Raw genomic sequence first — 23,159 nt, 5'->3', positions numbered from 1 at the left:
CGACTATTAGAAGAGTGTAAACTGCCCATCATCTTAACTATTATTGGGGTGAATTTCCCCTATTCTATTCATCGGCAAAAGCCTCTCCGAATTACAGAGAGGCTTTCAAATCTAGACGAATGGTCACTTATGCGAGCCACTGATTTGAATTAAAATAATCATAAAACGTAAAAGATTATACAAAGGCTGTGATTCCAATGTTGATCCAACGAGACAAATGGATACAGTATGGCATCCTCGGCAGCGAAGCCTTGCTCACTAAACGCCTGCCAGCAACACAATTGCTTACGCAGAATACATTAAAGAACATGCTGCTGGAATATCCAAGCGTTGTACTGAAACCCCGCAATGGGAGCTATGGAAGAGATATTGTGTTTATCCAGCGGAATCGTTCTAACGGCTATCGTATTCAAAATGAGAATAATACCGTTCATATAAAAGACATGGAACAATTGCTCCAGTGGATCGAGAGCACAGACAAAGCGGATGGGTATATCGTCCAAAAGCGCCTGCGGCTGGCTCAGATACAACATAAACCGTTCGATATTCGCATCATGGTTCAGCGCCAAAAAGGAACATCTTCTTCTTGGCACGTAACAGGTTCCTACGCCAAAGTTGCATCAAAAGGATATCTCGTTACCAATGTGGCAAGTCGCACCATCCCAGTGCTCAAGGCATTACAACTAGCCCGAATCGATAATTCCGGCTTAATAAAAAGAATGGAACAGATTGCCCGAATCGCTGCCCAGCAACTAGGAAAGCATTACCCTGATCTCAGGCAAGTTGGGTTCGATATCGGCATTGATCGGAATCGGCGTATATGGATTATTGAGGGTAATTATAAACCAGACTTGCGTCCTTTCCGGCGCTTACGAGATTCATCCATGCACCGCAGAATATTGTGGTATAAAGAACACTAGAACAAACAAAGGACGACACGTCTTCAACCCTTGGCGTGTCGTCTCTTCACGTTCGTAAACTCTTCTTGTCTATTCATTTCTATCTATAATTATAAGTGCTGCAGTTATTTGCGGCGGCGTATAGCTGTACTTACTACACGTGTCACTCGGAAGCTATTTGGGCCTACTTGAATAATGGCAAACTGACTGAACGAAGTACCTGTAGAAGTGTACGGTTCCGCTTCAATATTGCCGCTTGGTGTTCTAACCGTTGCGGTAATTCTCGTGAGTAAACAAACGCCACGACCAGAAGCCCTCCAAGTTTCGTCACGCTGAACACTATAAAGGTCGTCACTACAAAAGAGCGATGAATACTCCACTCTTCCAACTGCATTAAACGAAGTAGAGTTAAAGATTTGCACGGGGTCATACCCGCTGCCAAGTCTTCTATTTCCCATTACCAAAACCTCCTTATTATTGATAGTTTTATTAAATGCAGTAGATTTGTTTTTGTGAGGGATAAGTGTGGACAAGGCGCATAAAGTGCGTCTGTCCGGTAGCAAGTAGCATAGTGGCTCTACACGGGCGCAGATGCATCTCGAACAAAAAACAAAAAGCCACCCTTAGGTAAAAGGGTGGGCACGAAAATATGTATTTCCAATATGTTATGCCTATTTATAGGCTGCATCATTTCGCATTTTTTCGAGAATATTATACCAGATGGTCAAATGACTTGATTCTTATATGTAAGGCACCTGCCATTTCCTCTGGCAACAATCTGATCTTGATATCTTCACCCAAGAACAACAGCCAGTTGAGCATGTCGGACAGCTCTTCTGCATGTTCACCATTGACGTGTGTTTTTAGAATCGCTCTCGATTGAAAAGGATCAATATAAGAGATAGAGACCTTTAGAGGATGGTATTTTTTAAACTGTTCAATCGCCTTTGGCCCAAGCTCAAGAATCATATTGAACGCTTCTTCTTCCTTCATCAGTTTTTCTTGGATTTTCTTATGGCTCAACCTTTTATTTACGGAGTATGGTTCTACATCTGTAAGGTAGTCGACGGGAAAAAGGCGTCTCTTCTCTTCCTTTAATTCGTAACCTTCAATCAACCAGATGCTCTTCTCGCGATAAAGGTGCAAGAGATAGATCGGATAAGAATTTATGTCATGCCCTTCTCTAATCGTGATCCATAAGTAGCGGTCCAACAGAAGAAGCTGAATCAGCTTCTCTAATATAGGGTGGGGCAGGTCTGACAGTTCAAGCAAATCCGGATTATTGGGATTGGTGCCTTCAAACAGCAAGAGTTGATTGAGCAGAACGAGGTCATCTTGATGGCTTTGTGAGATAAGCCCTAACAATTTCTCCGCCAAAGACTGTCGACTCTTCAGATATGGAAGCTGCTGGTTACGTGTCGCCATAAAAGCAATAAACAGAGCCTTAATCTCGGTATCCGTAAAACGAACAGGCGGCAGAACAGCATTGCTCATGACAAAATAGCCACCATCTCTACCCACTTCAGCGACGAGTGGCATTCCCATGGCTTCGATTTCCCTGATATCCCGAATAGCGGTTGAACGGGAAATACTGAATTCCCGCATGATTTCGGAAATGGTAAAGGAAGCGCGATTATTGATATACCGCATGATGAGGTTAATCCGTTCAACTTTTTTCACGACGGCCTCCTAAACAGTATCACTTTTTGACATGATTAAAAGCTATTATAAACTCATCAAGCAAAAGAAACACCCTTTCAAAAAAATAAAAAGGAGCGGATAAATAATGAATAACTACACTCTTGAAGAAAAAGAAAGCTTTACCGTATTAGGCATGGGAACGGATCTGAAGAGCCATTACACCGATTATGCTGGCATTAACAAGGAAAAGCTGGACTTCTGGCATGCTGTTCAAGAAGATGGCAGGCTGGATGCACTCAAGGCGGTAGCTAAGAATGATTACATTTTTGCTGTGAACGAAGCTGTAAACCACAAAATGATGCATTACGCTGGTGTATTAACGGATAAAACACTACCTGATGCTACCCGTGTCATTCAGTTCCCTAAGGGAGAATACCTAGTTATCCAAGGAGAAGCGGAGACAGCAGATGCTCTGAGTAACATGCTTACGGGTATCGCTTTTGGTCAGATCCTGCCAGAAGCGAAAGACTTTGCTTATGTTGGTGGACCAAATGCAACAGTCGAGATGGGCAAGCGCAATGGCTCCGTTTTCGGTGAAATATGGATTCCTGTCGTTAAGAAATAATTAGGGAATGGATGTACCCGCCGAACTGGTAGAGAAATTTAAGTTCGCAAGGCAAAAGTCTAAGCTTGCTGGTACGATTCGTGGCTCATTCTTTGTGATTAAAGGGGAGTACTAAGCATAAAAAAACACATCCTACATCGGGAAATAGAGCACTCCTGGATAAACCCATTCATGAATTGGAGTTCGAATGGAGGTTTATCCAGAGAAGAGCGCCTATATACCCCTAAGGATGTGTTTTGCTATCTTACGATAAGATAAGAATAAGTTCTAGATTATGAAGCTTTGGCTGCAACTGCTTTTTCAATTAAAGCCTTAGCATCGTTCGTAGTAAGACCTTGTTTCGGTTGAAGCTGCTTGCTATCTGCACCAAAGATACCTTTGTCGATCAGTTTTGCCATCGAATCCACGGCATATTTAGACACGGTTGCACCATCTTCGAAACCTGCAATGATCGTAGCTGCATTTTTATCCGTAGCTTGATCCTTCAGCAGTTTAGCGAGGATTGTAGCGGCTTCTTCACGGGTAATATCGCGATCCGGGTTGAAGTTACCGCCGTAGCCTTGAATGAAACCAGCATGTGTAGCTTCAGCGATTGCGTCAGCATATGCAGCGTTAGCAGCAACATCCTTGAATGCTGGCGCTGTAGTTACTTCGTTCAGCTTCAACATCTCTACGAGCGCAGTTACAAACTCAGCACGCGTAATAGATTCATTGGAAACTGGCGCTTCTGGTTGCTCTGCAGCTGCCACGTTCGTAATACGACCCTCATTTTTAGCGACAATGCTCTCGCCTTTAAATGTATCTACGATGTATTGGTAGAATACATCCAGATCGATAGGGCCTGCCAAGGATGATTTTGCATCCAATAGCACTTTATAGTTATCTCCACCTGCGGCCATGAAGTTATTCACTACAGCCGTATACGTTTTTGCAGGATCAATAGGTGTTCCATCTTCCAGACTCAGACCTGTAACACGTTCTGCAACTGGTTTATTGAAATCTGCAGTATACTTCAAACCAGCGATTTGAAGAGTTTTCGTATTTGGTGTACCGTCCGCATTTGTACCCCATTGTTGCTCTAACAAGGTTTTGATCTGTGCACCAGTCAACTCCAGTTTCACGAGCGTATTACCAAAAGGTTGGATTTTCGCAAGATCAGCAAAAGTCACATCACCTTGTGGTAGATCTGCACGAATACCACCTGGGTTCATAAATGCAAAGTCAGCAGCTTCTGCATCATCACCGAAGTCAGCTTGACGCATTGCATCAGCAATCAAGTTACCCAGAGGAGCTTCATTATTATAAGCATCCGTACGTGTAACAGAACCATCTGTTGTACCTACCGGCTTAGTCAGCTCAGGATGCTTGTCCAATGACTTCTTAATGATCGCCAAAGTCTCAGGGTCTTCTTTTACACCCTCTTGGAATGTCGTTGTAACTGTAGCTGATTTCTCCGTTACATCCCCCGTCTTAGGGTCGATCATCAGCTTGATATCTTCAAATGCCGTACCATAGGAATACGCTTGAACAATCAAAATGCCATTTACTTCACCGTTAGCCAGAGCATGATTGTCACCTGCAACGATGACATCAACAGGGGTATTTGCTGGCAAAGCTTTAGCCAAATCAGCCGCTTCTCCAGTCGTTACGCCTTCTTTCGTTGATGCTGGGTCATGTGCCAGAACGATAATTGTTTCTACGCCTTGGTCTTGCAATTCTTTTGCATATTTATTAACGGCTTCAACTTCTTCTTCAGCGCTTAAGAACGTTACGCCTGCTGTACCGGATGGAGATACTTTAGCAGGTGTAGATTTCGTTACTAATCCGATAAATCCGATTTTGACGCCGCCCACTTCTTTAATAACATAAGGTTTAATCAATGGTTTGCCTGTAGCCGTTTCAATTACGTTTGCGTTCACATAATCGAATTTAGCACCAGCATGTGTTACTTTGCCTTCTTTGGGATCAAGTCCACCAAAGATTTGTGCTTTCAGTGCAGCAATACCTTGGTCGAATTCATGGTTACCTAAAGAACCTACATCAAAGCCCATCATATTCATCCATTCCATGGTAGGCTCATCCCGATCTAGAGATGAAACTGGAGCAGATGCACCGACTGAGTCTCCGTTATGGAAGAGTAGAGAGTGCTCGTATTTGGCTTGAGCTTCTTTCAGATAAGTTGCTAGAATTGGAGCGCTTCCTGCCTTTTTATCACTAACAATAGAGGTAGTATCTAGCTGACCGTGGAAATCATTGATTCCAATCAAGTGAACTTCTACATCTGTGTCTGCAGCAGAGACACCAACAGCGCCGAATAGTTGGCCGAGCAATAGTGCAGTAGCAGCCACACGAATGGTGCTTTTAGCCACGTATTTTTTCCAAGACATGAATTAACATAACCCCTCTCCAAATTCTGATCCTGAGATATTCTACCATAGTTCAATTCATTATAAGTACTAAATTTATTAAATTAATGTAAAATTTTTGCGAGATTGATAGAAAACTGAATTCATTGAGGATCGTTACCTCACATTTAATGTAATCGAATACATAGGAACGATAGGGTTCGTCTAAAAAAACAAAAAAGAACCACCTTTGTAAGTACAAAGGCAGTTCGGGACTTCTATACTCACCAAATAGAGAACACAATATAAGGTAGAGAGATAAACGTAATTGAGGTTATAACATCATCATGAAATCTTGCGGGCAACCACCGCTAACCGTCCGTTCTCAGTCGAGTACTCGCACGTGGACAGGACAACTAGCTTGTCGCCATACTGTGCTGTTACCCCCGTGTCATATAGAGCGAGTTGTTGGATGTTCTGAATATAGGAATCGAACTCGGCTGGCGTGTTTACATGTTCAAGCTGATAGTATTTAAAAACGTCATCCGATTTGCGGTAGATTTCCGACACAATAACGGCTACAATCTCATACTCTTCCTTCTCGTAAAGTGTGCTGAACTGGAAGGTAGCATGCTCTCTATAGAATCTTTCACTCTTGTATTTCATTAAGTCTTTAAACATCCAGCCACTTTTCATATGGTGACCATGAATGAGTAAAATGTCTGAACCGTTAATCTGACTATGCTTATCCAAAAAAGGGAGCCCGGCTTCGGTTTCTTTTTTATCAAAATCATGATCGAGGTAGTACTCTGCATCCTGTGGATTCTGCATAACGGGGTACTCAATGCGAGTACCGTCAATGTTCAGCCAGCCAGCTATGTCTGAATTTCTCTCGTACAGCTCTCGGAATTCGGGAAGCATGACCGATTCAGCCGTCTTATTAGACAAAAGGGAGGGGACATAGTCCCCTCCACCCTTGCCCGAATTATCCTTCCAAACCTTGGTTAACTCTGCGATTTTCTGCTGCTCAGCATAATCTCTCAGATACGTTCTCGTCATATTAACGAGAGAGAAGATCAACACAAGGAGGGAAACGGCGATAAGCATTTTTTTGGTTTTGCTCATGTTCTTACCGCCTTTCCAATTCATTGAAAATGTTTTTTCTTCTTGTTACCGAACAGGCAGAGCACAATCGTCATCAAGGACATCAGAGCTAGTGCCATATAAATCATAGGCGTTACGCTGTTGTCTCCCGTTTTCGGAGCATCGTCCAGCTCGTTGCTGACGTTGTTAACTTCATGGTTACCATTGTCGGTGTCGTTATTAACCTTGCCCGGATTTGTCGTACCTGTATCTGGGTCGGTATTATCGCTCACCGGATTAGTCACTCCGTTACTTGGCTCGGGCGTTCCATCAACCGGATCGATAGTGCCGTTATCCGGATCAGTAGCTCCGTGATCTGGCTCGGTGGTGCCATGAACTGGATCTGTCGTTCCATTGATCGGATCTGTAGTTCCGTTGACTGGCTCCGTCGTTCCATTGACCGGTTCGGTCGTTCCTTGAACTGGCTCGGTTGTTCCCTGACCTGGGTTAGTCGTTCCGTTACCCGGATCAGTTGTTCCATTCCCCGGATCGCTTGTTCCGTTGCCTGGGTTAGTTGTTCCACCGCCTCCATTATTACCACCGCTGGAACGAATAGGTCTCATAGGCACATCATATCTGACAATGTCGAAATCGACTGAGATCGTATCACTTCGGTGTGTCTCGTATCCATCCTTCGTTACGATCAGATAGTAATCTGCTTCAGGGAACACCATGTACGCATAGAAGCCATTGGCATCGCTATCCTGCTCTGGACTCTTATTGTCGTGCGGCGGGAAATTAGGAACCGCAGGAAGGGTTACTTTTGTACCGGGAATACGACCTTTATCTCGATTCCGCTGTGTATCCGCATAATACAGTGTAACGATGGCTCCTTCAATTTTCTTGCCAGTAGTCGCATCTCCGGTCGTTTCATCATAAACCGTACCGTAAGGATCAACTAGCTCCTCGGAAATATTAAGCTCTCCGTTCGCCTTAACATCCAGTTGTGCGACTTTGAGGAGCAATTCTTCGCCTGTCTCCGACTCATAACGAACTTCCATGATGTACTTCTGCTCGCTTAGCCCTTCCACGGAGAACGTTCCATTTGAAGCCATCGGGAATGCTTTAGGACGACCATTTTCTTCAATATACGTACCATCACTGTTCTTCAAATAGATATGCATATGGCTGATAAACTCATCGTTGAACAGCTCTGTTGTTCCATTCAACTGCTTGAACAGTACAATTCCTACTGCCGTAATGTCGGCTGGAACAGTCTCGTCCGTCACGCTGCCATCTACATTTGCTTTTTGCGTAAACTCGACAGGTACATCCTTACCACCTACGCGATACAGCTTCGTATACGTGATGGTATAGTCCGTATCTGCCACAGCTGGAACTGCATACTCACCGTTCTCATTCGTCACTGTCTGAATCTTCTCACCTGTCTTCAGATCAGTTACTGTAATTGGCGCATTAGGAATGACTTCTCCTGTATTGTTGTTACGCAGAATGCCTTCCAGATACGGACGAGTATTTACATAATCTGCTCTGGACACTTGTTTCTCAGGAATCGTGCCTGTACGGACAAAGCTTCCCGGATCTGTCACATAACCATCTGTCGTGTAATCCTCTTGGGTTACTGTATAATCCAGATTGGTCGGAAGATCTTGTACACCGAGTGTCTGTCCATCAGTAAGCTCAAAGGTATCTCCGTTACGGATAACACCCGTGCTACCGTCTGACTTCACATATACATAGGATTCGTCCGCCCCTGCACCTGTGAAGGTAATGGTGTACGTGAACGGTTTCTGTTTGTCATCATCTTTACCTTTAACAGTGTTGCTGATGAGCAGGCCACCTTTTAACATACGGATATTCGTATATGGCGCTACTTCATCTTTGCCGTCCATCACTCCGGTATAATACCGTTCCTCAGGATTGGTCACGTAATCATCGTCTGTGTAATCCTGTTGGGTAATGGTGTATTTCAGATGTTTAGGTAAACCCACCAGATCCAGTGTCTCTCCATCCTTAAGTCTGAAGGTATCACGGGATTTGATCATACCTGTACTGCCATCTGATTTCTCGTAAGTGTAGCTTCCATCCTTACCCGCATCCTCCAAGATAACGGTGTACTCGAACTCCTTGGTTGGATCACCGCCATTGCCCATCACTGTATTGCTGATGGTCAGCTTGTTAACGATGCGTTCATTGATGAAATCTGCCTTATGATCGCCTTTGTTCACGACTGTGCCAGAATATTCTCTCGTCTCTGGTGTAGTGGTGTAGCCATCACTAGTCGTATAATCAGCCTCGGTCACGGTATACACAAGATCTGCAGGCAATGCTGCAAGCGTCACAGATTCCCCATGCTTAAGCGTAATTTTATCTCCGCTCTTGATCTTACTAGAGGTACCATCTGACTTCGTGTAGGCATACTCCTCATCCTTGCCTTCACCATCGAAATTCACAGTATATTCGAATACCTTGGAAGGATCACTTCCGTTTCCTTGCACTGTATTGTTGATCGTTAACTTACCTTGTGCTGGCGTAGGCACGATCAGTGGAAGTTCAGAGTTCACTTTTATGCCGTCTACCCAGATTGGTTTACCAGGTGTATTGCCAACGTACACTTGATAAATTTTGGTCATAGGCAACCATGTTGTTGTATCGATATACGTTTCCTTCAGCTCATAATATCCGGGGTCTGGGATGAGTAGATTCAGTTTCCCTTCACTATTCGTTGTGCCATCAGTGACGCGATCCCCGTTGCTTTTCTTGTAAAGTGTGAATTCCACGTCTTTTAACGGATTGTTGTTCGGATCTACCTTCCTCAAAGGCAAGAGCGCATTGGAGGTTGAAGTACCAGCTACGTCTGAACTGTCCAGCGTGCTTTCACTTCTGGCACTAACCGATTTCAGCTTATCATCGCCCATAAGCTTAACCTCATTGCCCATTTTATCTCCAGCTTTTGCTGTAGTCGGGTCAACCTCGGTTTGGTAGACAAACTGATAGAACTTGTTCGGATCGTCCATTTTGAATAACAAAACAGTAGTGCCATCCACTCCCGGCGCAGCTTCTACCTGGACTTCAGCATTCGGATCACTAAGATCGAGTGCAGCGCCAGTTCGCTCGAGAGCACCACTAGCAGTCAGTGTAGCCGGATAGACCGCCATGCTTGGTGCTGACAGCACAAGCTTTCCATCTACCTCATAACGCAGATTCATACCTGCACCTAGCGTATCCTGTAAATACGCACCCTGCTGCATGTTGAATGGTGGTGTATAATTTACCGTCCACTCCAGTACGCCTGGAACAGGTTTAGTTACCGACTTGCCTAGTGTCTGAATAGGTACGATAATCTTACGTTGTTCCGTAACAACCTTCTCTTCTCCGCCCCAGGTCATATGTAGGTCGGCTTTGTTGTACATCACTTGTTTATCAGTACCATTCGTAGTGTAATCCTCTATATATTGCGCAAGAGCTTCATTGGAAGGTCTTGCTTTGACCAAAATGATATAAGGACTTTCTAATTTCGAAAAGGTAAACGTTCCTACGTTTCCGCTATGGGAGAAGTTTACCACGTGGGCAGCTGTGCCCGGTTCAATCACAGTTCTTGCATCGTTTCTAGTACCATATTCTGTTCCCGAACTATTGTCCGAGAATCCTTTCCATAGCTCGAAATCCTTACCTTCGGAGTACGGTACGAATTCCCAGCCTTCGGGCAACGTATCCACTAGCTTAATATTGCTAATAACTCGATTACCGCCGTCCTTAGCCATTTCTTCTGTGTTATAACCAGGCATATTGACCCCTAAACGGAATGTAACCGTCTTGGTAATTCTGTCATAGCCAGAAATGGTCCATGCATCATTGTTATCGTTTCGAATGTAGCTCCCCACATTATTCGGACTAACATTCTCCGGCGTGCCATCTGCTTTCAATGGCTTCGACGCATAGAGCATATCCTTGTTTAACATCCGAAGGTGAAGGTTTGCGTTATTTTGCGCTTGAATTACAGTCTCACCATCAATCAGTAAAGCCCGATTCCAGATTGATTTCCCTGTATTAATATCCTGTTTGAAAAGGACATCCGTGTTGGTCTCCAGTGCACGGAAGCTGAAGGATGCTGCTGCTTCGGTGTATCCAGTCACCTTGATTAAATCCGCTACTACTTTACCATCTACGGTTAAAGGAATACTTTTCATGGTCAGACCGCTTGCATTCGTCTTTAGCGTGCCTTCCTGATATTTACTCCAAAGCTGCGCGTTATTGATGTTTCCTTTAATCTTGGCAATAGTGTCAGCACTCACCTCACCAGTCTCATCCATAGCATTGTCCAAAACGTTCAAATTCCCGCCATGCACCAGCACATCGTATACGGCAGCATTGGGCAATGCATACTGTGGATTAAGATTAACCGTCCATGTAATTCCGCCCAGATTGTAATCCTCTGTCGATACAGCACCTGTTTTGGTAAACGCATGTGCGCCAACCGTGACGGAGGCCTCATCCGTAACCGCACTAGGTCTTGTACCCGCAGTTACGTTATTGTTCTGTATGCCGCCTGGTGTAGCCAAATTCCAGTTGGTACGAGGCGTGATCTGGAAGTTCGAACCGCTAATGACCTTGCTTTGAATCAGCAATTCTACTCTACCGTTAATTTCTCCAAAGGAATAAGTCCCGCTCGCATCTGGTACAATAGCCTGCACCTCTGATGCATTGCCATCTACCATTGTCTGCCATGTAGCAGAGGTGAACTCCAGCCCTGCAGGAAGTACATTGGTGATGGTAAAGTCCTGTAGTCCTCTTTTGTTATACTGGTTAACGACAACTTTCCATGTGATCATTTCATTCGAGTGGTCATATGAGGCAGATGCTTGAATCCAGTCTGGAGCAAAAGAAATCTCTAGTGCTGTATTCACTAACATCGTAGCGTCCTGTCTCAGTTCCACTTTGCCCTGCATATCCCGGTGACTTCGACCAAGGTTGCCTGGCGGAGTACGATATTCGTAATAATAAGCTTCCTTAGGAATCCAAGTCTTATATTCAACCTTTGGATCCAGACCTGTTCCTTCTGGAAATGTGTATGTCAGTGATCCATCTGCGCCAATGACTGGAGTTACATTCTGATCATTAACCTTGAATGAGTCCTCCATATAAATGCCTTGAACATTACCGAAGCCAGTATTATAAACGGAGGGATTCGTATAAAATACCTTTCCGTCTAACGGCAGCTTAACGGTGTTATCAAACTTATCACTTGAAGATACGTTGGACTGCCAAGTAACTGCACCTTCAACAAATTGTGCTGGTTGAATTCCACGATAACTATACTGATCCCATCTCACCATTCCAGGTGAGCTTAGCGTAATGCTATAAGCCGGGGTAACATCCGGATTTTTTAGCTGGTATGCTCCACCAAAAATCGAGATCGGTTTGCTATCACCGTAATTCAAGCCTGTTACATCCGAATTGGCCGTGGTATCAAAGCTGAATGTGACCGCTTTACCAATACCATTGAAAAACAGATCATCACCATTAAATACAATCCGGATGCTATTCGGAGTGAAATAAACGGTACCAAGCTGTTTCACACCATTTTCAGTAGTGGCATTCAAGGTTCTGGTCGCTGTTGGCAGAACGACCTCCTTGAAGTAGGTGTCTCTTTTTAGCTCAATAAAGTCACCCTTCTGCAAGTACTTCGTCGTATCGTTCTGATCCTGTGTACCAACATAGTCACCCATTACCGGCACTTTGAGCCCCTCTGATGTAAGGGTAAATGCCTGTCTCCCCTGGATGGTACCGCCTGGAGCAACTTCAGTTCCTTGCGTTACTTTCAGTGGAAAGATTGCATTTGCATCCATGAATACTGCTGTTTTGTCCGATGGATCGACGGCCATTAGCCCCACCATGCTATTAGCTTGCGGCTTGGACTCCGCCTCAGGTGTCAACGTTGGACTGTCTGAAGAAGGTTCTTCTGCTGCATCGTTTGCTTCTTCTTCTTCTTCTGCTGGCGGCAGATTGTTCTCCGACGTTTCATCTGACGGATCACTCACTTCCTCCGCTTCCGAGGAAGAATTGTCTGATGGAAGCTCGCCTGTTGCGTCGTCCACCACCTCTGACGTCGATTGTGATTCGACTACGCTCAGTGAGCCGGAATCGTCATTCGCCAATGCAGCAGCAGGGAACGCTACAGTTTGCAAGACAAGCATAATTGCCAAGCAGATCGATAGCATCGTTTTACCTATACTGCGTTTGTGTTTCAATATCGAAATCTCCTCCACTTCTAAAAAATTTCAGCTACGGTCTGCCACTTTATGTACGTTCTCCCCTGATCTCTTACACTCAGAAAGTGACAAAATGAGCCAATTCAATGGCATATTCGATCATTCTAATGTAGAGACCTATACAAAACCTAAACAAAAAAGACAACCCCTCTGTCTGACAAAGGGATTGCCTCTTCTTATTAATGAACCAAGATTACCATAGATCTTCTGGGATATACTTGATCATCGTTTCAGATCCATCTTCATTAATTTGATACGTATGCGTTCTTGTTGCTTCCTCAACCTGTCCGAATGACCATTTATCCTGACGGTTATCTGGATATGAAGGTTCAACTCCCGTTAGAGGACCTCTGTACAGCATACCGTTAATCATCTTAACGGCTTCCTCACGGGTGAGCTGACCTCCAGGCTGGAAGGATCCATCCTTATAACCTGATACGATCCCGAAGCGGAACACTTCCTCAATGGACTGCTCTGCCCAGTTCTTCTCAATATCGGTAAACGAGCTTATTTTCAAAATAGGATCGATCTGTAGCTCTTTCGCAACGCCAAGATAGCGGGCGATAGCTGTTGCTAGCTCTGCTCTTGTAATGGGCTGATCTGGTTTGAACGTATGATCGGCATAGCCTTTAAATATTTCTTTATTGGCCACTGCTTCGATATACTCAGCACCCCAGTAATCTGTAGCAACATCATCGAACAGCTTCACATGTCGAACCTCATCTTGCAACTTAAGGGTACGGGCAAAAATAGCAGCAATTTCTGCACGAGTAATGAGCTTCTCAGGCTTCACATTACCATCAGGGTAGCCCATAATGTACCGATCATGCTGATGCTCGTAACGGTTAGAATACATCATCACTTTAATCAAGGATGTGTCGTCCTGTACATTCATAAGCTTAAGCTTACTATCTGTACCAATGGAAGACGTTATGGCAGCATAGTTCTCGCCTTCATTCATTTCATTAATCTTCAGCTTGAACGTCAGTTTGCCCTGCGTGCCTCCTGCCAGCTTACCTAGCGTCCACTTCAGTTCTTGACCTGTTACCACACCGCCATTTGCGTCAACTAAGCTCATTCCTGCTGGGATATTCGCTTTAACATAAACATTGTCTGCCTCAGTCAGGGTTTTGTTGGCATAGATCACCGTGAAGATTACCGTATCGCCTTCTCTGACTTTCATTTTATCGACAAGAATCGCTGTAGCAAGGTCAATCGAATCTGCCGTTCCTGTTGCCGGCTCAGCAGGCTGTGTCGTGCCGATTGGCGGTGTAACGGGATTTGTCACCACTGGTGGAGCTGGTGTTCCAATTGGAGAACCCCCTCCGCTGGATGAAGACAGCGGCGTCATGCTAAAGTCGTACAACACAATCTCCGTACCCACATGAATCAGTGGCTGACTTGGGTCAACAAGTCTACTGTCAAAATCCTTATATCCTGCCTTGGTTGCTGTTAAATAATAATCTGTATGCGGAAATACCATGTATGCATACTGTCCTGTTGCATCACTCGTCTGTGGGTTAGCATTATCCGCTGGCGGGAAGCCGTTCACAGGTGGCAAGATGACTTCTGTTCCGTTGCTGTAATGAAGCTTAACGACTGCACCTGGTATTGGATTACCCGTAACGGAGTCGGTAATCGTACCATATGGGTCAATAAGTACCTCGCTGATGCTGATTTGACCATTTGAACTGATCTCCACCTTCGTGTGACCAATAACAACAGGCTTGGTTCCACCTTCTGGCAGCGGAATGTTGTAGATGACATCGGCAATATAGCTACCATCCAGCACACTGTCGATATTAAATACGCCATTCGGGTCGATCGAGCCCGTATGGGCTCCATTGCCATCGGTTAGCGATATGGTATAACCTCCGCCTACCGTTCCGTTGAGTGCAGAAGTACCATTTTGGGTCGATCCAATCAAAACAACACCCGAGACCGTTTTGTTCGCTTTATAGGATTGTCCATCAATATTGGCATTCACCGGTACGCTCTGATGAAACGTAACGGACGTTTTCTTGCCACCAATCTCAATGGGTTTGGTAATGAAGACATCATATGTCTCGCTGCCCTTCGGTATAGCTATGGTGTAAGCTCCGTCAGACTCAGTAACTGCAACAGCATGAAAATCAACAATACCGTCACCGTCAAAATCTTTACTTACTGTAATACTTGCACCTGCTATAGGATGACCCAGTGAGTCTGTAACCACACCCGTAATAACGCCTGGAGTGAACGTAATATAGATGGTATCACTCGCATAGAGACCTCTTTGACTATCATCAACCGTTGCCGTCAACGGTATAGATATTGGATCTGTACCTCCAAGGGTTCCTGCGGTGAACGTTGTAGTTGCGATCCCTTGTGCATCCGTTGAGACACTCACCGTATTCGAGTTACCTGTAAAATGACCGTACATCGTATCTGGCACATCAAATACAACTTGAACTCCAGCCTGAGGACGACCCTCGATATCAGTCACTACCGCCTTGAAGACCGATGTCGCTGTACCATTCCCGAGTATGGATGATGGGTTAGCTGTCAGTGTAATTTTGTACTCGACGAGCTCAAAGTCCTCGGTAACAACGCCGTTCGCATTGCCGTTGACTGTAGATACTGAAACCTCTTTATGAGCGGGGCTATACTCATTACTAACGACTTCTAAAATATATTTATTGATCACAACATTATCGAAGTTGTACTTACCATCTGAACCTGTTGTAACCCGTCCCTTCTCTTTCCCTGCAAGATCACGCAAAATCACTGTCGCATCGGATATCGGATCTCCCGTTTTCTTATCAATCACCGTTCCGTTAATACTCGGATTGGTAAACGTGATCGTCACCGTGGCTACGTTTGACTCACCTACGCCATCCGAAGCTTGATACGTGAACGTCACACTGCCCGACGCGTCTTCTTTCGCCTCAAACGTGAATGAACCATCCGTATTTACAGTCAGCGTACCTTTACTTGGATCGCTAATTGGACTCATATTCACGGCTGTGAGTGTATTATTGCCTACAACCGTATCATTGGCTAGAATACCGTTTGCCGAAGGAACAGTCAGTTTACCTCCCCTAACAACCTGGTAGCCGTCATTCTCGGCAATAGGTAAAGAACTGAATTTAGCATAATAGTCTCCAGCTGATGTAACGTTAAATGTATATGTGGCATTCGTACTTACAGAAGTACCTGTTCCTGATTCGTTATCATACCATCCTACGAATGCATAACCAGTGGCTGGAGTCGCCGTAAGTGTTGCTGATTCGCCAAGTCCGTAGGTATTGTCACCCGCAGTCGTTCCACCAACATTGCCTAAGACATGTGTTGTGATTGGCATAGTAATTGTAATGGTCACTGTAGCCACGTTCGACTGACCTGTTTCGTCAGAGGCTCGATACGTGAATGTCACACTACCCGATGCTCCATCATCTGCAACGAATGAAAAAGATCCATCATTGTTGACCGACAAGGTACCCTTGCTTGAATCACTGAGTGAACTGATACTCACAGCTGTGAGTGTACCGTTTCCTGGAGCCGTATCATTCGCTAGAATGCCCGTTTCGGCTGGAACATCTAGGGTCTCCCCTCTCACAACTCGATAGCTGTCATTCTGAGCGAAAGGTAATACTCTGAATTTGGCGTAATACTCTCCGGCTGATGTAACCGTAAACGTATATGTCGTGTTCGTGCTAATAGGAGTGCCTGTACCTGCTTCGTTGTCATACCATCCCACAAATGTGTATCCGTCGTTTGAACTAGCCGTAAGTGTTGCTACTTCGTCAAGTGCATAGTCACCATCTCCGGCAGTCGTACCACCAACATTTCCAATGACATGGGTAGCAACGGGTACGGTAATCGTGATTGTTACCGTCGCTACACTTGAATAGGCAGTTCCATCAAAGGCTTGGTACGTAAATGTCACCGTACCGGACGCCTCACCGTCGGCTACGAATGTGAACGAGCCGTCAGGGTCTACAGTAGTCAGCGTGCCCTTGCTTGGATCACTCAAGGTGCTGATTCTTTCCGCTGTAAGTGGATGATTCTCATCATCGCTATCGTTTGAGAGTATGCCTGTCTCAGCTGGAACTGTGAGCGTTTCTCCCCTTTTTACACGATAAGTGTCATTCTCTGCGATAGGCTCATGCGTAGCCACGGGCAGAGTAATCGTGATCGTTACTGTGGCTACGTCTGATTTGACGATGCCGTTATCGGCTCGGTACGTAAACGTCACCGTACCGGACGCTTCATCATCGGCCACGAATATGAACGATCCGTCAGGATCTACAGTAGTCAGCGTGCCCTTGCTTGGATCGCTAAGAGTGCTAACATTTTCCGCTGTGAGCGAACGCCCTTCGCCATCCGAATCGTTAACCAAGATGCCTTCGCTCGCCGGAACTGTGAGCGTTTCTCCTCTTACGACACTATAGCTGTCGTTTTCGGCATATGGCATCATCACAAATTTTGCATAATAGTCTTCATCTGTCTGAACAGTTACATCATATTCTGCATCCGTACTTACAGGATTACCTGACCCTGCTGGGTTGTCATACCATCCTACGAATGCATAACCGAGCATTGGGATTGCTGTAATTGTAGCTAGGTCACCAATGTTATAGGTGTTGTCTCCTGTAGTCGTACCGCCGTTATCTCCGATGACATGTGTGTTGATTACAGCTGTTGTCACATTCGTTACATCGGTAGTAACTGTATTAGATACAAGTCCAATGCCAGACAATACAGCCGTACCACTAGTTACAGTCTGTGGCGTGCCTGGTGCGGTTATCGTAAAGGTGAGCTCCTTGCTGTCATTCGAGAGAACATCAATCCCCGTTTGTGTCTGACCGTCACTTGTTACGCTAAGACCTGTTTTATCCGTATCTGTGTAGTTATAAATTGTAACCTTATAGTCTATAGATCCGTTGGTCTGAACCGTTGCCGGCCCTGACTTGTCAATTCCCATTAACAAATCAAGCTTACCGTTGTTCCCCAGTCTCATCGTGGCTTTTGTATCGCTCAGCCACTCCTCACTAACGTAGCTTGCACCGATTCCGTTCGTTTTGGATACCGTCTGCTTACTTTTTAAGGCATCGTAATACGGACTGTCGGTCGGTGGGAAGAAATATGCTGCTGTTTTAGCCCCATCGGTGTCGTTACCCGAATTAAGGTAGCGAGTTATCTCACCTACATTATTCGGTGGTACCTGAAATGTCGGTTTAACGTTATAGCTTAGCTTAAAAGTACCTTCTGCTGGAGGACTGTACTCCCCCGACTGTGGATTCGTCCGGTTCTTAAAGCGGTAAATATGTGGCTGCATATCGCTTGCATCGATATACCAAGTTAAGCTGCTAACGCCTGACACCGTCTTGATCACGGCTCGACTCCCGTATCCAGCAAACTTATATGCTGTACCGCCGGAGATCGCCGTACTTGTGTCCACCGTTGCAACGGCATCCCCAATTTTCAACGTGGACAGATCGACAGTAAAATCATTGCTGATTTCATCCGAAACGACGATGGCACTCGCGATATCCGCGGTCTCAGAGCCAAGATCGGTAGTCTCCGGTATGTTGAGAAGCGGAAGTATCGTTGTAGTAGCTTCTACATCGTTCGCCAATCCAGCGAAGGCTGAACTGACAATGTCATACGTCGGAGCGAATGTATAATAATTGCTGTAAACAAATGCATCTGCATAGTTAAAGCCACTCGGCCCTTGAGCTGCATAGGTCTGCAAGCTGTTATAGGCACTCTTTGCTGAGCCGTTTCTAAAATCACTGTCTTTATTATCTTTGACACTTTTCGGATCCAAACCCGCCCAAGCGTAGACAGGCTTAGTACCAGAAGGTCCGTTAATCGCTGTTGAGGATCCTAATCCCACCGTATATACTTTTGCCTGAGTCGACTCTCCTTCATTGTAGGTCGTGTATCTACGATCGATCAGATCCTTCATATAGGCTCCCGTGAGAATGGTTAATGCAGCGATCTCAGGGTCTCCTGTACTTGCCAAACTCAAACCGTCAGAGGCTCTACCTGGCACAAACTTTGCGTTATCATTTGCACTCTGAGTATAGTTTGCAATCGTTGTGGCATCGGTTAATGCATTGTTATAGTTGGTCTCGAACGATATAGCACTTGGTGAAGAAAACCATGCTTTCTTCGCATGAATTGCAGCCCCATCCGATAGCAGGAATATATAAGGCTGACGCTTAGGTCCTGTTCCCTTGGTTCCCACATTGCTCATCGTTTTGGAAAGACCATACATGATACCATCCTGCGTTGGTGTTCCTCCCCCTAGTGAAACTGGCGATGGTGATCCAACAGTACTGCCATCCTTGTTTAGATTCCTGTTCAACGTGATGTTCTGGTTTGAACTGTCATACTTCAAAAAATCTTCTGCTGCATGACCTGAACTAAATTCGTAATGACCTAGTTCCATAAACGTTCCCAGATGGGTCGAATTAGCAGCTCCACCAAACCAGTACACCGCAACACGGTTTTTGGGGTTTGCGTCCATCACTGTGCGAATTGCATCATTCGCAGCCTTGGCCATAGCTTCCACACGATAGTAAACCCCTGGTCCACCCGCTGTTTCCGCTATTTCTCTGCCGTTCAAAGTTCCCATAGAGGAACTCATGTCCAAAACAAAAGTGACGTCCGCTGCCGGTCCGTTAGCAGTACTAGTTCCACCGACTCCTGGATTGGTCGTATTAATCGTCTTATATTCTTGTGCCAATGCAGATAACTTCACATTGAAACTGCCGTCGTTCTCCGCCGTTACACTCTTGTCTGTCCAGATTCGTCCATCCGAATCGGCCGTACCAAAGCCGCTAGGTGCTGTATCTGTCACTGGGTCAGCAGTCAATTTGACCTGGTACGGGCCATAGTTCGTCTCCGACATCGTCGGAGTACTAGCCGCATGAGCTACTGAGCCAACCAAAGGAGATAGACCGCTAATCCCCAATAGCAGACACACCGTAAGCACAATTGAAATCAATTTGGTGAAGCCTTTGTTCATACTTCATGCCTCCGTATAGATTAGAATTTAAACGTACAACTTCCACGATAGATTCTTCTGAATCCGCTTCCAGTTCATGTAAGCTAGATGTCTAGTTATGAATACCGTAATTCAGATTAGTTCCATGCATGTACGTTTCTAGCAAAGTAGATGACTTTAGGAATATAGTTCTGTGTTCCCAAAAACAGCTAGCGTAAGCACCTTTTTCACCTACCATCTGCGCATTTCATCAAATAACTCTCACAGCTCTTATGACCTTCTTCCTATTTCGAGAATGAATTGCGAAATCTAGTATACTCATTCGCTCTGAACAAAAACTGAACAAAATCATATAGATTCATATTATCGTTTCTGAAGGGGCTTCCAGGGTAAGTGAAGGTACGGTAACATGTAATCTGTTGGTGGGAAAAACATATAGAGTGGAGTTCTCGCTATTTTTCATAGAACTATATTTAAGGGTGTGATTGAATGACTGTGGTTATCGGTGTTTTGGCCTTGATATTAGGATTGCTATGCGCGATCTGGCCTTACTTGGGATGGTATCTAAGATTGGGATGGAGACTTAAAGATGCGGAGCCAAGTGATTTGTCTTTAAGTGTTGACCGGATTCTAGGCGTTGTCTTGGTAATCATTGGTCTAGTACTGATCGTCTCCAGTTGCTCCACAGGCAGCAAATCCGATTACACGTGGGCGGAACAATTTAAAGAGAAACTTGATGCAGGGCAAGTGAAGGAAATCAGGATCGGCATGTTTAATCCCACAACATTAAGTGAGGAAGAAACAAATACCGTTGTGCAAATGATTCAAAACGCAGAACTTAGACCTTTTGAGTCAGGCAATGCCTTTGGAGCGAATAATACCGGGGAGATTACATTTATAAACGGAACTAGCGTAGAACTCGTGATTTGGGGCTCATCTGGAGGGATTGAACTGCATCCAGATGCTACTCAGACGCAGTATGAGATCATGAGTGAGGAATTGAAAAATTGGTTTATGACAAATTATAGTGATGAGTAGCATCTAACGTCGCTATACTCTTTAAAACTTCTCCACTTAACTATCTCAAGCTTGTATCACTGACCACTTATTTTTTCTAATGAAAAGTTTACAGCAAAATGACTATCCAGTTCGTAACATTGGATAGTCATTTCTTCACTATAGCTCTAGCTACGGCAAGAGCTCATTTCTTATTCCATGAATCCTTTAACGGGACAATTCGGTTGAATATTAGCCTATGATCGGAACTATACTTTTTATCAATACAGAAGTAGCCGTGTCGGAAGAATTGAAACTTCTGCTCTGGACGACCATGTAGTATGAAAGGTTCTATTAAAACATCCTGTATGGTGACCAACGATTCCGGGTTAATTAATGTACTCCAATCCCTCTCATCCGCCTTAGGAAGATCCTGATCCAGTAGCAGCTTCTCATAAAGATTCACATTTGCCTTTACAGCTTGATCCGCGGCAACCCAATGAATTGTGCCCTTCACCTTGCGACCGGTAAATCCTGTACCACTCTTGGTCAGTGGGTCATAGGTACAGTGAAGTTCTATAATTTCACCAGTGTCACGATCCTTGATTACTTCTTCACACTTGATGAAATAGGCTCCTTTTAGCCTTACCTCAGCATGAGGACTCAGCCTGTGAAAACCTTTTGATGGTTGCTCCATAAAATCATCACGCTCAATATAAATTGTTTTGGCAAAAGGAACTTCTCTCTTTCCGAGTGTCTCGTTTCCGACATTATTTTCAATCATTAACAGCTCTACCTCATCGCTTGGATAGTTGGTAATGACGACTTTTAGAGGATGCATGATTGCCATTACACTCACTGTTTTTTCTTTTAAATCCTGCCTGAGGCAATGATCCAAGAGCGAGATATCTGCTGTACTTTCCGTCCGAATACTACCAATGCTCTCAATAAAGCTACGAATGCTCTCTGGCGTAAATCCTCTTCTTCGAAGTCCTTGGATTGTCGGAAGCCTTGGGTCATCCCAGCCATCGACGTAACCCCCTTCGACCATTGGTCTCAAAAAGCGTTTACTTGTCACCACACCCGTTAAATTTAGCCGCCCAAATTCCCTTTGACGCGGAGGGTTAGCGAGACTAAGCTCTTGTAACACCCATTCGTATAAAGGACGATGGTCTTTAAATTCAATTGAACATAAGGAATAGGTGATACCTTCAATGGCATCTTGGATTGGGTGAGCGAAATCGTACATCGGAAAGATACACCAGTCCGTTCCTGTCCTGTAATGCGTAGCATGGATAATTCGGTAAATAACGGGATCTCTCATATTTATATTGGGCGAAGCCATATCTATTTTGGCACGAACAACCCTGGCGGCAGCCGGAAATTCTCCATTTTTCATTTTCTCAAACAGCTCCAGATTTTCCGCAACTGATCGGTCTCTATAAGGGCTATTCTTGCCAGGCTCTGTCAACGTTCCTCGATATTCCGCTACTTCATCGGGTGATAGGTCACAGACGTAAGCCTTCCCCCGCTTGATCAATTGAACCGCAGCCTCATAAATTTCATCTGAATAGTCTGATCCATAGTAGATGTGCCCACCCGGATCATATCCAAGCCACTTGATGTCCTCAATGATCACGTTAACGTACTCGATGTCTTCTTTAAGGGGATTCGTATCATCAAAGCGCAAATGAAATGTCCCGTTAAACGTTTGAGCTAGAGAATAATTCATGTGAATGGCATAAGCGCTTCCGATGTGAAGGTAACCATTAGGCTCTGGTGGAAAACGCGTGCACATGTGCCTGTCAAATGGATTTTGTTCAAGCTCTTCCTTAATCAACTTGTGCATAAAACCTTCCGTGTGATGTTCGTTCTCGTTAACCATGCTGACGCCTCCTAATGAATTGGATATGGACACAAATAAAAAAAACCTCACCTCCAAGACCTTATGTCTTGGGGACGAAATTTTCGTGGTGCCACCCCGGCTTCATTAATATGTCGCCATATTAACCTCTTCAAGTACGGCATGTAGCCATGCTTATACTCTAGCTCTATAACGGGAGCTCCCGTCATGCCATCCCCGCATATACGGTTCCTACCTGCTGCTCAGAGGCTTGTTTCTGGGTACAACTCTTGACTCCTTTTCAGCTACCGGAGCTCTCTGTGCAAGAACAGTTTCCCGTACTCTTCTCATCATCGCGTTTGATTATTACCTTCATAATATCAAATGATTCCCTTTTTTGTAAACTTCAATTCACAGCAGTAAGTACCTCATTAAAG

General features: G+C 44.8%; 10 protein-coding genes, 1 pseudogene and 1 other annotated feature. Of the genes and pseudogenes, 4 read left to right on the top strand and 7 right to left on the bottom strand.

Annotation, left to right across the window (positions count from 1 at the left end; genetic code table 11):
• Nucleotides 1-197: 197 nt before the first annotated feature.
• Nucleotides 198-920 carry a YheC/YheD family protein gene (locus M3636_RS15505; protein WP_251383119.1) on the top strand — a complete coding sequence of 241 codons (723 nt, stop codon included), beginning with the start codon at nt 198-200 and terminating at the stop codon, nt 918-920.
• A gap of 104 nt (nt 921-1,024) precedes the next feature.
• Here the strand turns inward: M3636_RS15505 and M3636_RS15500 are convergent, their stop codons facing one another.
• Nucleotides 1,025-1,357, bottom strand: coding sequence for a hypothetical protein (locus tag M3636_RS15500; protein ID WP_128104183.1), 333 nt, complete (start codon nt 1,355-1,357; stop codon nt 1,025-1,027).
• Nucleotides 1,358-1,610: 253 nt separating this feature from the next.
• Entirely contained in the window at nt 1,611-2,579 is a 969-nt protein-coding gene (locus tag M3636_RS15495; protein ID WP_251383118.1) for a helix-turn-helix transcriptional regulator, read from the bottom strand.
• Between the two features lie 106 nt (nt 2,580-2,685).
• Between M3636_RS15495 and M3636_RS15490 the strand changes: the two genes are divergently transcribed.
• Nucleotides 2,686-3,165: a GyrI-like domain-containing protein gene (locus M3636_RS15490; RefSeq protein WP_145410843.1), complete on the top strand. Its 480-nt coding sequence runs from the start codon at nt 2,686-2,688 to the stop codon at nt 3,163-3,165.
• 4 nt (nt 3,166-3,169) lie between these two features.
• Nucleotides 3,170-3,280 (top strand): annotated as a pseudogene (locus M3636_RS15485) (phage tail protein); the annotation flags it as partial.
• Between the two features lie 157 nt (nt 3,281-3,437).
• Here the strand turns inward: M3636_RS15485 and M3636_RS15480 are convergent.
• The 4 genes from M3636_RS15480 to M3636_RS15465 form a co-directional block, all read right to left on the bottom strand.
• Nucleotides 3,438-5,552 (bottom strand): 5'-nucleotidase C-terminal domain-containing protein, encoded by a 2,115-nt coding sequence (locus M3636_RS15480; protein ID WP_251383117.1) that lies wholly within the window; start codon nt 5,550-5,552, stop codon nt 3,438-3,440.
• 303 nt (nt 5,553-5,855) lie between these two features.
• Nucleotides 5,856-6,635, bottom strand: coding sequence for a class B sortase (locus M3636_RS15475; RefSeq protein WP_251383116.1), 780 nt, complete (start codon nt 6,633-6,635; stop codon nt 5,856-5,858).
• 20 nt (nt 6,636-6,655) lie between these two features.
• Entirely contained in the window at nt 6,656-12,865 is a 6,210-nt protein-coding gene (locus tag M3636_RS15470; protein WP_251383115.1) for a DUF7601 domain-containing protein, read from the bottom strand.
• Between the two features lie 214 nt (nt 12,866-13,079).
• Nucleotides 13,080-19,904, bottom strand: a complete 6,825-nt coding sequence (locus tag M3636_RS15465) for an Ig-like domain-containing protein (RefSeq protein WP_251383114.1) — start codon at nt 19,902-19,904, stop codon at nt 13,080-13,082.
• Between the two features lie 468 nt (nt 19,905-20,372).
• Here M3636_RS15465 and M3636_RS15460 point away from each other — a divergent pair, with 468 nt between their 5' ends.
• Entirely contained in the window at nt 20,373-20,921 is a 549-nt protein-coding gene (locus M3636_RS15460) for a DUF6199 family natural product biosynthesis protein (protein ID WP_128104190.1), read from the top strand.
• A gap of 163 nt (nt 20,922-21,084) precedes the next feature.
• Here the strand turns inward: M3636_RS15460 and M3636_RS15455 are convergent, their stop codons facing one another.
• Complete coding sequence (locus tag M3636_RS15455) at nt 21,085-22,764, bottom strand: glutamine--tRNA ligase/YqeY domain fusion protein (protein WP_128104191.1); 1,680 nt, start codon at nt 22,762-22,764, stop codon at nt 21,085-21,087.
• Nucleotides 22,765-22,831: 67 nt separating this feature from the next.
• Nucleotides 22,832-23,085: a binding site (T-box leader), on the bottom strand.
• Nucleotides 23,086-23,159 lie beyond the last annotated feature (74 nt).

Source organism: Paenibacillus sp. MER 99-2 (genome assembly GCF_023714095.1).
Lineage (GTDB): Bacteria > Bacillota > Bacilli > Paenibacillales > Paenibacillaceae > Paenibacillus.
This window is presented reverse-complemented; position numbering and strand designations above follow the sequence as displayed.